Below are 13,750 nucleotides of genomic sequence, written 5' to 3' on the forward strand. Positions count from 1 at the left end.
GGGATCTCTATCCATCCTGATGGCTTGGGTTTGCCCCCTAAATCCCCCACAAGTGGGGGACTTCAAACCAAAACCTTTCGATTCTTAAAGTTTTTCTAGGGGGCAACCATCCGCTTGCAACAAAGCAAAACACAATTTCAAAGCTTAGGTTGAAGAAAGAGATTTTGCTCCATTGCCATTGCTTGAAACCGTCGGGGTCTCTTGATCGCCTGCCATTGCTTTCTTCACCACCTGAACATCTTCGGGGTGCCAAGTTGGACGCTCTGAAATCTTCGCGTAGGTAGTAAGGGCTTGAGCAACGACTTGATCCATGTTGTAGTATCTGTAAGTTGCTAAGCGTCCGACAAAGTGTACTCCTGGAGTTGCATCTGCAAGCTCTTTGTACTTCTTGTAGAGTTCCGCGTTTTCAGGACGCGGAATCGGATAGTAAGGATCGCCTTCTGCTTGGGGGAATTCGTAGACAACGCTCGTTTTGGGATGCTCTTGTCCAGTCAGATACTTGAATTCTGTAATGCGAGTGTAGGCTTGTTCGTTTGGATAGTTCACCACTGGAGCCGATTGGAATAAAGGCTTATCGTGGGTTTCATGTTTGAATTCGAGCGATCGATACGGCAATTTACCAAAGCGGAAATCGAAGAATTCGTCTACAGGGCCGGTGTAAACAATCTCGCGATGGGGAATCACCTTCTGAATTTCGCGATAGTCCACGTTCAGCATGACTTTAATGTTCGGATGCGCCAACATATTCTCAAACATCCGAGTAAAGCCGTGGAGCGGCATGGCTTGATAGGTGTCAGTGAAATAGCGATCGTCGCGATTGGTACGGGTCGGAACTCTAGCGGTGACTGACTTATCCAGCTCAGAAGGATCAATGCCCCATTGTTTGCGCGTATAGTTGCGGAAGAATTTTTCATAGAGTTCGCGTCCGACTCGGCTCACAACGACATCTTCAGAAGTGCGAATATAGTCTTTTTTCTCGGCAACTGAGGCGAAGAACTCTTCTACCTGGAACGAGGTTAGATTTAAGCCATAAAGTTTATTGATCGTATCGAGATTGATTGGGATCGGGAGCAGTGAACCATCGACACTTGCCAGCACCCGATGTTCATACGGTCGCCATGCGGTGAAGTTCGAGAGATAGTCAAAGACATCGCGAGAATTGGTGTGGAAGATGTGCGGGCCATAACGGTGGACTAAGACCCCCGCATCGTTGTAATGGTCGTAAGCATTACCGCCAATGTGAGTTCTACGATCGCAAATCAGCACTTTTTTTCCGGACTGGCTTGCTAATCGTTCTGCGATTACGCTGCCTGCAAAACCCGCACCCACAATTAAATAATCAAACATTAGAAGTTCTCCGAGAATTCAAAATAACTGCGTCAATCTGCTGCATCATCGCCTCCCAGGTTTGATCCCAGGAAATTTTGGCGAGAAAGTCCTCGACATGCTCAGGCTGTCCCTGCTGCATAGCAAGTTCGACTTGATCGATAAATTCCTCAGCGCGATCGGCAATGTGAACCAGTCCGGCTTCTCCATAAGGGCGGACTACATCCCGAATGGAGGTTGAAACCACTGGCTTCCCGGCTGCAAGATATTCCGGGGTTTTAGTAGGACTGATAAACCGTGTGGATTCATTTAATGCAAACGGCAACAATGCAACATCCCAATGCGCCAGGTAATGGGGTAATTCTTGATAAGACTTACTGCCTAAGTAGTGAATATTAGGGCGACAGGGAAGAGAACCGGGATCAATCTTCGCAACCGGACCAATTAACACTAGCTGCCAGTCAGCTCTAGCTTGAGCAATCCTATCGACTAACTCTAAGTTCATTCTTTCATCAATTACACCATAAAATCCCAAACGTGGATGAGCAATGCCAGCTTGATCTTGGGGATCAACTGTAATGCTTTTCGCTTGGGCAAAGTGGGCAGCATCGATGCTACTTGGAAAAGCATGAACATTCGGATGCTGATGTTGTTTGGCTTCGTAGAGGCTTTGTCCTCCGGTAAACACGACATCTGCACGTTTGAATAGTTCTGTTTCCCAGTCTTTTAGAGCGTTTGAAGCTCCTTTAAAGGCAGAGAGTTCGTCCATGCAATCATAGACGATACAGAGGGGATCAAGGTGATTTGTGAATGATAGTGCGATCGGAGTGTAGTACCACAGAATAGGTTTTGAAATGCCGTAGTCAGTAAATAGCTCATCAATCAGCGTTTGCATCATGGTAGCGGTCATTTCCTGGCTCATTCCACTGGGCAGATGGGGAACAACGACCCAAATGCCGCAGTCACGTTGACTGATTTCCAACCGCCAAGAAGCATTCGCTTCATACTTGGGTTCTTCGATAAAGAAGGTTCGGCGCTGTGTAGCACAACGGGTGAGTAGATGCTGCGGGCGCTGATATACGAAGTCCCAGCGCAAATGCGACAAACAGACTAGATCGGGCAATACGCGCTCCATCAAGCCAGAATCAGGGGAATGCTGGCTTTCTGAGATAGATGCACTTTTGATAAAGGGCTTTCGGCTATTCCCGATCGAACCGCTATAGCCGTTCAATCCTGTGTTGAATAAGGACATAGATTTTTAAATTTCTGGATATTGCCTGAGTTGCAATCACAAATTCAAAAATAGTCACAACTGCTCATCTTTCCTTCTATCTGAAGAGTTGGAAATGCTTGATAAAACAAAAAAAGATGCGCTGGGTAGATACCGAAATCTATTGATTTGTTAATAACTTTTTTAAGATAGATAAAACAATGGAGCTACTTTGTAAAAGTTCTTCTATCTCAAGTTAGAATTAGTTTGAGCTATAATATACGTATAAGCACTCTTGTCTCAATGTGCACTGGGACTATAAGCTACACTCCTTTTGCTAAAAAATTGGTACTCCCCAATAAAACAAGGATTCGTTCTTTTTGGTTCTGTGTAACAAAACAATCTTCATTAGAAAAGTAAAGTTTTATCAGGAGTAATAATTTTGATGTTAGGTTTTAATCTGCTGTTCACGCGCATCGAAGCAAGGCGCATTTTCTCCTAATTGAAGGAGTGACTTTCCATGAAACTACTCGGTAAAAGCCTCGACAGTATTGCTCAGTCTGCCTCTAGCCCGATCGCACTTTGTCGTCAACTCGAAACAGGTTATCCGCGCCCGCAGCTTCAGCGATCGCAGTGGATCAACCTCAATGGGTCGTGGAAATTCTCCTTTAATGATCAAGGAGATTGGAAACAGCCCGATGATGTACCTGAATGGACACATACGATCGAAGTTCCTTTTGCTCCTGAAACAGAGAAAAGTGGCATCGGTGATACTGGCTTTCACGCTTATTGCTGGTATGAGAGAGAATTTGAAGTTCCGAGTGATCATCAACGGGTGCTGCTGCACTTTGGCGCAGTAGACTATCAAGCTTCGGTTTGGGTCAATGGTCGCTATGTTGGGGGTCATGAAGGCGGATATACCCCGTTCAGCTTTGAGATCACGGAATTTCTTCAACCGGGAATGATGCAGCGCGTGACGGTGTTGGCACAAGATGATCCGTTTGATTTGGCGAAGCCTAGAGGAAAACAGGATTGGCAGCTAGAGCCGCACAGCATTTGGTATCCCCGTACAACTGGAATCTGGCAAACCGTTTGGGTTGAGTGTGTCCCACAAACCTATATCGAGAAAATTCGTTGGGCACCGCATTTTGAGCGTTGGGAAATTGGATTTGAAGCCTCGATGGTGGGCGCAAACTGTGATGACTTGTACATCAAAGTGCGTTTGAGCGTGGGCGATCGATTGTTGGTGAATGACACTTACGAAGTCGTTAACGAAGATATCAACCGCCGGATTGCATTGTCCGATCCGGGAATTGACGACTATCGTAATGCTTTGTTGTGGAGTCCTGAGAAACCAACATTAATCGATGCTCAGATTCAGCTTTGGCATCAAGGCACGTTGATCGATGAGGTGAAGTCCTACACCGCAATGAGAACCGCGAACATTCAGCGCGATCGCTTTATGCTGAATGGTCATCCTTACTATCTGCGGTTGGTATTGGATCAGGGTTATTGGGCGGAAAGCCTGATGACTCCGCCATCGGATGAAGCGCTGCGTCAAGATATTGAACTGACGAAGCGGATGGGCTTTAACGGCGTTCGCAAGCACCAAAAGATTGAAGATCCGCGCTTCTTATATTGGGCGGATGTGATGGGATTATTGGTCTGGGAAGAAATGCCCAGTGCTTATCGGTTCACTCGTAAGGCGGTTGAACGAATTACGAAAGAGTGGACAGAGGTGATCGATCGCGATAGTAGCCACCCTTGTATTATTGCCTGGGTGCCGTTTAATGAATCTTGGGGGGTTCCGAACCTGACGGAAACCGCAGCGCAACGGCACTATGTTCAGGCGTTGTACTACCTGACAAAAACGCTTGATCCGACTCGTCCGGTGATCGGCAACGATGGTTGGGAGAGTGCGACGACAGATATTCTGGCGATTCATGATTATGACAGCCAGCCCGATCGACTGGGTAAGCGCTATGGCTCTGAAGTGAAATTGTCGGATTTGTTTGAGACACAGCGACCGGGCGGACGAATTCTGACGCTGGATGGCTATCCGCACCAAGGGCAGCCGATCATGCTGACGGAGTTTGGTGGAGTGGCTTACACTCGCCCGACCGATGATCAAGCGGATAAAGCTTGGGGCTACGATCGTTCTTCGGATATCTGTGATCTTCAGCAGCGCTATCACAAGCTTCTGAATGTGGTGAACCGCGTTGAGATGTTTAGTGGATTCTGTTATACGCAGTTAACAGATACTTTCCAAGAGGCAAATGGCTTGCTTTATATCGATCGCACACCAAAGTTTGATATCAATGCGATCGAGGCGGCGACTCTGGGACATGAGACGATCGCTGAGATTGCGGAATGTGCGATTACGCCTCAGTGCAGTGGATCTTGGCAGAGTTAGTCCGGCGTGATTGATGGGTTTCTGCTGCGGTTGAGCCGTTGAATGCCCCCTAAATCCGCCATGAGTGGGGGACTTTAAGAAAAAAGAGATTTCCTTGGATTGGGGAATCTCTTTTTTCTTAAAGTTACTGAGTAGAGACTGCGGTGGAGGGTGTCAAAGTGTTGGATAGTTGCATTAAGCAGTGTGCAAGCCGATCTAAACCAAGGCGTTCAGTCGCTGAAATAAAGACTGCATCGGGGTAAGATTGCTGCACTTGCTCTAAAGTGTTGCGATCGACCCGATCGACTTTGTTAAACACCAAGATTGCGTTTGGGGGTATTGCGGGTAGTTCAGATAACACCGTGTTCACGGATTCTAGATGCTGCTCCCAAGCGGGATGAGAGAGATCGAGAACATGAAGGAGTGCATCGGCTTCGGTGACTTCTTCGAGGGTGGCGCGAAAGGCATCCATTAGCGCAGGTGGCAGATCATGGATAAATCCAACCGTGTCTGTTAGCAATACATCGCGGCGATCGTGCGTGTCTGGATCAGTGATTGTTAAGCGGCGAGTGGTTGGATCAAGTGTGGCAAATAGTTGATCGGCAACATAGACATCGGCCTGGGTGAGAACGTTTAGAAGCGTTGATTTGCCTGCATTGGTGTAGCCGACAAGGGCGATCGTGGGGAGCTGCTGGCGATCGCGCTGCTGACGGAGACGGGCGCGATGGGCTTGCAGTTGATTGACTTCTTGCTGGAGTTGAGTAATTTTTCGCTGAATGGTGCGGCGTTCGGTTTCTAGCTTGGTTTCACCGGGGCCGCGTGTTCCAATTCCTGCACCTAAGCGAGACATTTCTTGCCCGCGTCCGCGCAATCGCGGCAAGGTGTATTCAAGCTGTGCGAGTTCGACTTGGAGCTTTCCGGCTTGCGATCGCGCTCGTTGGGCAAAGATATCTAAGATGACCTGGGTGCGATCAACCACGCGCACTCCGATTTGTTCTTCCAAGTTCCGCGCTTGGGTGGCAGAGATATCTTGATTGAGAACGATGAGATTTGCCCCTAATCGCTGTGCTTCTAAGGTGACTTCTTCGACTTTGCCGTGACCAATCACGGTTTGGGGATGAGGGTGCGATCGTTTTTGCTGTACGACTCCAACAATTTCACCTTTGGCGCTTTCGACGAGGCGGCGCAATTCATCAAGGCTGTCTTGGAAGCGACGATCGGACATTCCATCAGTTTGAAGTCCGACGAGTAGAGCGCGATCGTGATCAGACTGAACCGTTTGTAATAAGTCGAATCCGGCATCTTGGATGTCGCTTTCCCAGTCGTGAATCAATTCGTCGGCATCTTGTTCAAATAGAGATTGGAGCGGGAACGTTTCAACTTGCCAGGGTTGGTCAAAGTCGGGAGTAAGATGCGCTAAGTAAGAGTGCTGGATTAAGGCTTTTGCCTGATTGGACTTTGTATCGGCTAAGGTAAGAACGACCATTGCATCGAGACGCTGACGCAGCATGGCGATAAAGGCGCTGGCATCGGGCGGATGAAACTGAGCAACCAAGCAGCGAATTCCACTGAAACGATCGCCGCTTCGACGAGGTAACTCAGAGTCAGGAAGGCGGGTTTGCATTGGAGTGCCAATTCCAACGCGGATAACTTGTCCGCGACGATTAATATAACAGCAGAGCGGTTGATGAATGAGTTGGCTGAGGGCGGCTAATTGGTCAGCAAATTCTGGAGTGATGAAGCGATCGTCCGCTAATCGTTCCTCGTATAGCTGCTCAATTTGCTTGATATGTGTGGATTTCAAGCCCTGAAGATTACCATGAAGCGTTGCCATGAGGTAAACCTGCAAATCTGCGATTCCTCAACCATAAAGAGTTGCTCCTCTGTCAACCTCTGACTTGGGTAGGAGGGAGTCTGGAGGGTTAGTTCAAAGGAATAAACATCCTTAGAATAGATTGGCTAGGTATTTGGAATTATCCAAGGCGCGCAAGTTAGATCTATGAATTTAACTACAGATAGATAGCAGGGTTGATCGCTCCTAATACTATAAGGAAACAAAATTATTGAATTGATGTATTTAGCTGATCACTAAGTCGATAACTTTCTGAGTTACAACTTAGTGAACATTCGCGCTGTAAGCAGTTGTGAATGTTTCAAGTTAAGAATTTGTCACATTAAATATCGACTCCACTTAAATCTGAAGGGATGTCATGAAAGACTATTTTTCGGTGAGCACTCGTTCTTCGTTGTCTGACGCAGGACTTCAGAGTGCAGGCATAGCTCCAGCTACTGTAACTGAGTTATGGAAACAACAGTCTCCTTATAATCGAAGCGAATTGAATATAGGTATTGTGCATTTTGGTCCGGGTCGTTTTTTCCGGGCGCACCTTGCACGTATTATTCATCAACACTTGTCTCAAAAGGATCTGCAATGGGGAATTTGCGGTGTGAGCCTTAGAAGTCATCGCACGATCACGAAGTTGCAGCCTCAAGACTTTCTTTATACTTTAACTGAGCGCTACATCGGGGATGAACATCATGAGTCAGCAGATGTGATTGGTTCGATCAAGCACATGATTGATGGTGCAGCAGAGCCGAACACTGTGCTTGAGCTAATGGAATCGCCTACGGTTCATTTGGTCACATTGACTGTGACTCAAGCCGGTTACTGTCTGGATTCACGGTTTGCTTTAGATATTAATCACCCTGGAATTGTGCATGATTTGAAGCATCCAACTCATCCAACGACTGCGATCGGGTTCATTGTGGAAGCCTTGCGTCGTCGTCGTGATCGTGGCATTGCACCTTTTACTACACTGTCTTGTGATAACTTACCGAGAAACGGGGAGATTTTACAAAGAGCGGTGCTAACTTATGCAGAACAGGTTGATTCAAGTCTTGCAGAGTACATTGTAAATAATGCAACTTTCCCGAATACTGTTGTCGATCGAATTGTACCGCAAGCGCATGAAGCTGATAAGGAGCATTCGTATCGATTATTACAGGTTCGCGATCGTTCACCGATTGTGACTGAACCGTTTTGGCAGTTTGTGGTTGAGGACAAGTTTAGCAGCGATCGACCGATGTGGGAAGAGATCGGCGTGACGATGACGGACGATATCACTCCTTTTCTGCATCTCAAATCTAGATTTCTAAATGCAGTTCACTCATTTATTGCTTGTTTGGCAGTTCGGGGTGGGATTGAGTGTGTCCATCAAGCACTGAGATTTCCAGAGTACCACTTATTTCTGCGGTTATTGATGGATGATATTACCGCTGCAACTCCGGTTGTCGATTCAATGTGCGAACAGTATGTTGATCAGGTGTTACTGAGATTAAGCAATGAAGCGACTCCTGACAAAATCGAGCGAATTGCGGCAGAAACTTCTCGAAAAATTGGGAAGTATATTGCTCCAATCTTGAAAGATGCTCATGCTCAAGGGGTGAGTTTAAGACGATTGATGTTGCCGATCGCGGCTTGGATGCTGACCATCCGAGAGGGTGCGAGTGAGCTTGGTCAGTCGTTTGAAGCCAACGATAAGCCAGAGGTGATTGCGGCGATTCAAACAGGGAAGCCATTGAGTGAAATGCTTGGATTAGAGCCGGGAGAGTGTTGCGACTTGCTCGATCTGGAGTGCGATCGGGCAATGTGGGAGATTCGGACACGCGGACTATCGGCTACACTCAGATATTACAGTCAGGAGCATTTTGAGCATGACATCGTTTCAGCCGCATAAGGTCGTTTTGTTTGACCATGACGGAACTGTTGTGGATAGCGAGATTGTGGCGTTAAAGAGCGCGTGGAAATTAACGGCTGAGGTGGTTTGCGAGTTTCCGGGGGCACGTCACTATGATTTGCCAGACTTTATCAAGCACTTTGCAGGGAAACCGTATCGAGAGATTTTGGGGCAAATTTATGCAGATGCACCGATGGCTTTAGCGGAGGCTGACATTCAGCGATTGGTGCTGGAGGAAGAAGATCGAGCGATCGATCACTTGAGCATTGATGCAAAGCCAACTGAGGGAACGCCTGCGGTGCTAGAGGAGTTGTGCGATCGTGGCATTGAGTTTGCGCTAGTGAGCAACAGTAGTCTACGGCGGTTAAAGGCTTGTTTAGCAGCTTCGGAGTTAATGGAGTATTTTGGCGATCGTGTGTTTAGTGCGGCTGATTCTCTTCCGGTTCGCAGACCGAAGCCTTTGCCAGATGTCTATCTTTATGCGGCACAGTGTTTGAATGCAGAGGTATCAAATTGTATTGCAGTCGAAGACTCAATCAGTGGAGTAAAATCTGCGGTTGCGGCTGGAATTCCAATGATTGTAGGGTATGTGGGCGGCACTCACATTACTGAAGATGAACGTAGCGATCGTGTCTCTGTACTGCGATCGGCGGGTGTTCATTGTGTGATTGAACAGATGTCTGAATTGATTCCATTGCTCTAAATCTGTCTCAAGAAAGAGAGTCTTTTTGAATGCTCTCCCCTAAGTTTAATAATGGGATTGAGTTAGTAACAGAAAGCTTTATGAATATTATTGGTAGAATCAAGCTTCCCAAGTCAGTTGATATTGCTCAATTGTATGTTCAATGTGATGGAGCAGTATCGATTGATGATCAGGAAGGCAGCAAAAAGATAGTTCTGGGTCAAGGTGGAACGGTTTCTTCTAGCTCTTATTTCAATTCATTTTACGAAAGCTACTACGTTAAATACACCTCGCTTGAATCTATCTATTATGTGCTAGAGCTAGAGGGTGATTTTAAGGTTACTGTTTACAGAGAAGTCGCTGAAAGTAATGCAAGAGAAGCAATTTTAGAACAACATCTTGAGCAGTGCGAGCTTTCTACGCCTGTGAAGCTGGCTGCGATCGATCTGGTTCAAACCGAAAATGCAGGCAGAATCTATGCTGAGATTACTTGCCTCAGTGAACAGGGAATTTTCGGGTCTGGCTGGATTGCGACGGATCAACCGAAAGCTAGGGAAGTTTCACTTGGCATTGTGATTTGTACGTTCAAGAAAGAGGATTACGTTAGAAATACTCTTTCGACGCTGCTGCAAGATGAATTGTTGCACGATCGCGATTTAAAGATTTTTGTTTCGGATAATGGTCGGACACTTGATCCGAATGAGTTTGCAGATTCGAGAGTGAAGCTATTTCCGAACATGAATGCGGGTGGTAGTGGTGGCTTTACCAGAGGCATCATGGAGGTTTTAGCAGAAGGTAGCTCGACTCATCTTCTATTGATGGATGATGATGTCGAGTTAGAAAGCGAAAGCGTTTTTCGACTGTTCTCGGTGCATGAGTATGCGAAGACGGAGTTGATCATTGCGGGTGGCTTGCTGAACTTAAACAGAAAATGGTCTTTGTATGAGGCAGGCGCAACCTACAACGAGGCTTCTAAAACGAAGGGTGCATCTGACTCACTGATGCCATTGAACTATGATTTAGATTTGCGGGATACTAAGGTTCTGAATCAATTGTTGAGGGAAGTGGATGCAGATTATGGTGGGTTTTGGTTCTGCTCTTTCTCGAAAGCGTTGGTAGAGCGGATCAAACTGCCGTTGCCGTTGTTTATTAAGCTCGATGATGTTGAGTTCTGCATGAGAGCAAAGCGGAAGTTTGGCATTCCGATCGTCACCTTCCCGTCGATGGCAGTATGGCATATTCCCGCTTCTGCAAAGAACCTCAATTGGGAAGCATACTACTATTTCCGCAATGATTTGATTACTTATGCAATGCACTTCTCACCGAACTATAAACATACGGTGACTAATCTGACCAAAGAGATTATGCAGGCGTTGTTAAAGCCAGATTACGATCGTGCTCAGATGCTGATTAAAGCATTTGAGGACTATCTGAAAGGGACGGAGTTGATTAAGGGTGCTAATCCAGAGTTGACTCACCCGATGACGCTGAAGCTGAGTCGGAGCTATGAAAATCAAATCGAGATTGATACTTTAGCAAGCGTTGAGCTTTTAGCACGTTGGGCAAGTGTTGCAGAACAAGGGCGCACGCGCTGGGAGGATGCGAGTCAGGACTGGAAAAATGCTTATGCAGAGCTAACGTCTGAGGCGTTTTGGCGGGAGTATCTAGGGCTGAAAGAGATAGCTTACTCACGGGCGATCGGGCAGTAATTTGAAAGGCGATCGCTGGAGTTTTTCATTATCTTCATCGTCAGTTGTGTCAGCGGTATAACGCTAAGTTGAGCGGCGGCGGACTGCCTCGAACTCCCACAAACGCTCTCTGTTCCGTCCGCACCAACGCAGTGTTGAGTTGCTGGCAATTGATTAGAAGCTTTATCTCTTAATCTAGAGAAAACCACTGAGATTAGGAAATTGGAATTTTAATGGTAAATTCAGTTCCCTTTCCCAATTCAGAGATTACATCGATCGTCCCCTGATGCTTTTCGATAATTTGATGGCAGATTGATAGTCCTAATCCTGTCCCTTTGCTGCTAGGCTTTGTCGTAAAGAATGGATTAAAAATTCTCTCTTTAATTTCAGGAGGAATTCCATTTCCATTATCTTGAATGCTGATACAAACCTGTTTAGAGCCAGCTACACAGGTTTGTATCACAATCTGCTTGGATTTTACATCAGTCTCAAATAATGCATCAACAGCATTGGAAAGAATATTCATAAATACTTGATTTAATTGAGATGGATAACACAAAATTTTTGGCAAATCTCCATATTTTCTAACGACCTCAATACCTTGCTTTAACTTGTGGTTGAGAATCAGTAATGTGCTATCGATTCCTTCGTGTAGGTCCACATCTTTTTGTTCTGCCTCATCCAATCTAGAAAAGTTGCGTAATGACAGAACAATATCTCTAATCCGACTGGTTCCCGTTTGCATTGATGCAACTATACGTGGTAAATCAATCAATAAAAACTCAAGGTCAATCTCCTCCATGCAATCAGTGATTTCAGGAGAGGCTTGTGGAAAGTACTGTTGATAAAGTTTAAGTAGGGTTATGAGAGACTGAACATACTGGTCGATGTGGGTGAGATTACCGTTGATAAAGTTAACCGGATTGTTGATTTCATGAGCAATCCCTGCCACCATTTGTCCCAACCCAGACATCTTTTCAGCCTGAATCAGTTGTGCTTGAGTTCTCTGTAAGTTTTCGAGAGCCTGTTCTATGTCTCTAGCTCTCGCCTCTGCAAGTGTGGCAATCTCCTCCTTGCCTCTTAAAATATCTTTTAGTTTCACTTCCCGTTCTGCTAACTCATCCATTAATCGACTCTTCGCTTGCAAAAGAAAGAGAAAATCAGCAGCAGAGTCGTGAATTGCAAAGTCTTTTAATTTGATTCCAATGTGGTTTAGCTGGCTAATTTCTGTAACGACTGGGGAACCCAGAAAGAAAATGGCCTCGCAGTCATCAACAGGTATCATCTGCCCTTTTAAAGTCATTTCACTATGGAGCGATTTCAGAATAAATATGCTGTGAGATTGCTTACTAATGGCAGCAAAATTAGCAGTTTGAATAATAGGGCGGTTAATCTGGAAGCACTTGGTAAACTGTGACCCGATGATGTCAGGAATAAGCCGCTGCAAAACTTCTCCAGATTGGATGATTGTGCGATCGCCATTAAACACAAAATGAAAAGGAAATGACTTCGCAAGTAAGTGGGGTGGCAAAGTGAATTGGGGCTGCATGAAAAGTTCAGTTGGGTTTATATTGGATGGTAAACTCATCATGATCTGCACCCTCAGACTTGCTTTGAATTTGGGTAACTTCAACATCTGTATTCAAGTGCGTACCCAAGCCTTTCACTAATCCCACCACCATCGGAGCTAACCCCTCTCGATGTGAATGATAGTGAAGGTGTAGCTTTTGTCCTTCAATTTCCTCACAGTCAAAAGATGGCGGCTGGAGTTTTGGAAAACTTATTCCGACACGGGTATGAAGGTCATCTAGATTCTGTAAAAATTCGGGAAGCGTATCGCCGCTCATCGCCATCAGTTCCCCATACCCTTCTTCAGAGGTGTATTGCACCCAGAACTCTCCAAAGGCTTGCATGATTGCTGAAGCAGGTAGACCCAAAACAAGACTTGCAGCCTTTACAAGCCTATGGGTTACATCATCCGGGTAAGACTCCATGCTGATGAAAGTATCAACTTCAACTTCAGCCTTATGCTGAATCTTATTCCAGGTTTCTTCACCGAAGCGACTGCACACCATGTCGCGAATTGCTTTGTTGACTAAGCCGTACATAAAACCTCCTGTAGTGCTGTTTCAGAATTGCTATGTAGCTTGTCTGCAACCTCTTTGAGATTAGGTTGCTTGAAAGTTGATCGGCAAAATGCTCCCTATAGAATAGGTTGCCCACTTCTGAAGTAAATTTGCTAGTTTTGGTACAAATGGAGTGATTACATACCGTGTCGTTACTAGAAGATAAAGTAGCCCAACAATTGTTTAGACTGACGCTTTCCGCCTAACCATTTAGATCGGAGCGTTAGGCCGGAGATGGTCGGCATAATACCCTGTTAGGGCGATTTGGACTGCTCAAAGGCATAACATCCGAAACTAGGATATCAGACCGATTTTTTCTGCTTAATCCTGGAATTAGAAACATTAGACTGGCTCATATTCCGCATATTACTCCTCGCTAGGGTAATTAGATAGAAAATTTTCGTATTTTTTTTCAAAGAGAGCCTGTACTATTCTGCCTAAAATTCTGCTCAACCACGTTCACCAGATGAACGTTGGGCGTTGCCTAATGGAGAGATGAATTAAGGTGACTCTCAATGCAGTGCCCTGAATGCCAATCCACTCATATTCGCAAGAATGGAAAACGCAAAGGCAAGCAAAATCATATTTG

At 45.8% G+C, this 13,750-nt stretch carries 10 protein-coding genes; 5 read left to right on the forward strand and 5 right to left on the reverse strand.

The annotated features are described in order from the left end of the window. Positions 1-144: 144 nt before the first annotated feature. Both glf and H6F51_19900 read right to left on the reverse strand, forming a co-directional pair. On the reverse strand, positions 145-1,347 hold the full coding sequence (gene glf / locus H6F51_19895; GenBank protein ID MBD1824735.1) for a UDP-galactopyranose mutase: 1,203 nt from the start codon (positions 1,345-1,347) through the stop codon (positions 145-147). Beyond that, positions 1,340-2,578 carry a glycosyltransferase family 1 protein gene (locus H6F51_19900; protein MBD1824736.1) on the reverse strand — a complete coding sequence of 413 codons (1,239 nt, stop codon included), beginning with the start codon at positions 2,576-2,578 and terminating at the stop codon, positions 1,340-1,342. Before H6F51_19900 ends, glf begins: the two co-directional genes overlap by 8 nt. Before the next feature lie 478 nt (positions 2,579-3,056). On the opposite strand from H6F51_19900, the gene H6F51_19905 reads away from it, so the two are divergent. Beyond that, positions 3,057-4,949 (forward strand): glycoside hydrolase family 2, encoded by a 1,893-nt coding sequence (locus H6F51_19905; GenBank protein ID MBD1824737.1) that lies wholly within the window; start codon positions 3,057-3,059, stop codon positions 4,947-4,949. Between the two features lie 124 nt (positions 4,950-5,073). Here the strand turns inward: H6F51_19905 and hflX are convergent, their stop codons facing one another. Beyond that, on the reverse strand, positions 5,074-6,762 hold the full coding sequence (gene hflX, locus H6F51_19910; protein MBD1824738.1) for a GTPase HflX: 1,689 nt from the start codon (positions 6,760-6,762) through the stop codon (positions 5,074-5,076). Between the two features lie 376 nt (positions 6,763-7,138). Here hflX and H6F51_19915 point away from each other — a divergent pair, with 376 nt between their 5' ends. The 3 genes from H6F51_19915 (at position 7,139) to H6F51_19925 (ending at position 11,056) form a co-directional block, all read left to right on the forward strand. Further along, on the forward strand, positions 7,139-8,665 hold the full coding sequence (locus tag H6F51_19915; GenBank protein MBD1824739.1) for a mannitol dehydrogenase family protein: 1,527 nt from the start codon (positions 7,139-7,141) through the stop codon (positions 8,663-8,665). Beyond that, complete coding sequence (locus H6F51_19920; protein ID MBD1824740.1) at positions 8,643-9,368, forward strand: HAD family phosphatase; 726 nt, start codon at positions 8,643-8,645, stop codon at positions 9,366-9,368. The genes H6F51_19915 and H6F51_19920 overlap by 23 nt, the downstream gene beginning before the upstream one ends. 80 nt (positions 9,369-9,448) lie before the next feature. After that, positions 9,449-11,056: a glycosyltransferase family 2 protein gene (locus H6F51_19925; GenBank protein ID MBD1824741.1), complete on the forward strand. Its 1,608-nt coding sequence runs from the start codon at positions 9,449-9,451 to the stop codon at positions 11,054-11,056. A 193-nt stretch (positions 11,057-11,249) separates the two neighbouring features. On the opposite strand, the gene H6F51_19930 is transcribed toward H6F51_19925, so the two are convergent. Both H6F51_19930 and H6F51_19935 read right to left on the reverse strand, forming a co-directional pair. Then, positions 11,250-12,584 (reverse strand): GHKL domain-containing protein, encoded by a 1,335-nt coding sequence (locus H6F51_19930; protein ID MBD1824742.1) that lies wholly within the window; start codon positions 12,582-12,584, stop codon positions 11,250-11,252. A 7-nt stretch (positions 12,585-12,591) separates the two neighbouring features. Then, positions 12,592-13,143: a heme NO-binding domain-containing protein gene (locus H6F51_19935; GenBank protein ID MBD1824743.1), complete on the reverse strand. Its 552-nt coding sequence runs from the start codon at positions 13,141-13,143 to the stop codon at positions 12,592-12,594. A gap of 533 nt (positions 13,144-13,676) precedes the next feature. Here H6F51_19935 and H6F51_19940 point away from each other — a divergent pair. Continuing rightward, positions 13,677-13,750 (forward strand): IS1 family transposase (locus tag H6F51_19940; GenBank protein ID MBD1824744.1); only part of this gene is annotated, 74 nt, incomplete at its 3' end.

The organism is Cyanobacteria bacterium FACHB-DQ100, assembly GCA_014695195.1.
Classification (GTDB): Bacteria; Cyanobacteriota; Cyanobacteriia; order Leptolyngbyales; family Leptolyngbyaceae; genus Leptolyngbya.